2 protein-coding genes are annotated in these 1,003 nt (G+C 43.5%); one reads left to right on the top strand and one right to left on the bottom strand.

Annotated features, from left to right (window positions below):
* Positions 1-236, top strand: a 236-nt coding sequence (locus R8269_RS26635) for a DUF2057 family protein (RefSeq protein WP_318223095.1), incomplete at its 5' end; no start/stop codon positions are given.
* Positions 237-334: 98 nt separating this feature from the next.
* Here R8269_RS26635 and R8269_RS26640 read toward each other — a convergent pair.
* A partial coding sequence (locus tag R8269_RS26640; RefSeq protein WP_318223096.1) for a pseudouridine synthase occupies positions 335-1,003 on the bottom strand: 669 nt, incomplete at its 5' end.

The following is a 1,003-nucleotide window of genomic DNA, read 5'->3' on the forward strand; positions in this document are numbered from 1 at the left end:
GTAAAAAAGGTGCTTTCCCATATTCAAACCTTGATGAGCAATTGGCAGAGTACAACGAACTTAACGGCGTCTATTTTTCTAATGGCAAGCGAGTCGAGTTATCTGAGCTTCAGGCAACGGGTACAGCTAAAGAGACTCACAGAGTGAATTCGCCACTGACAAAAGCAAAAATTGCTTATCTAGAAATGACTGACGAAGAACGTCAGGTATTCATGAAGTGGGTTTCTCAACAATAAGTGTTATTGGTGACGATAAAAATATAAAAAGCAGGCGATGGCCTGCTTTTATGTTTTTTGATGTTGACTACTTTAAGGAATGTGCTGTTTTAAGATGGCTAGAGCTGAATCTCTTTCCATTGGCCAGGCTGCAAGTCTCTAAGGGTAATGTCGCCCATTGAATAGCGTACTAAGCGTAAAGTTGGGAAGCCGATATGAGCGGTCATGCGTCTTACTTGGCGGTTTCTACCTTCAATGATAGTGATTGCTAGCCATGTCGTTGGAATATTTGCACGAAAACGAACGGGTGGGTTTCTCTCCCAAATCGTCGGAGCTTCAATGACTTCTACTTTTGCGGGTAAGGTCATACCATCTTTTAATTCAACGCCTTTACGCAACTTCTCTAAATCTTGCTCTTGTGGCGCTCCATCCACCTGTACCCAATACGTTTTCGGCGACTTTGATTTCGGCTGAGTCAGCTTCGCTTGTAGGATACCATCATTGGTTAACACCATTAGGCCTTCACTGTCTCTATCTAGTCGACCTGCTGCGTATACGTCTTTTACTGGAATGTAGTCAGCCAATGTTTTACGGCCGTCACCATCGGTAAATTGGCTCAGCGTATCGTAAGGCTTATTGAAAATAATGACTTTTCTATTTTGCAGGTCGACTCGAGGTTTATTGGCTTTGGCTGTGCGAGTAGGGTGGCGTCTTGTGGTTTGATCCTCTACACGATTTGGATTACCGGAACGGTTAAAATGGCCTGTTTTAGATTGGCTTTTACGACT

This window comes from Vibrio sp. Vb0667 (assembly GCF_033391095.1).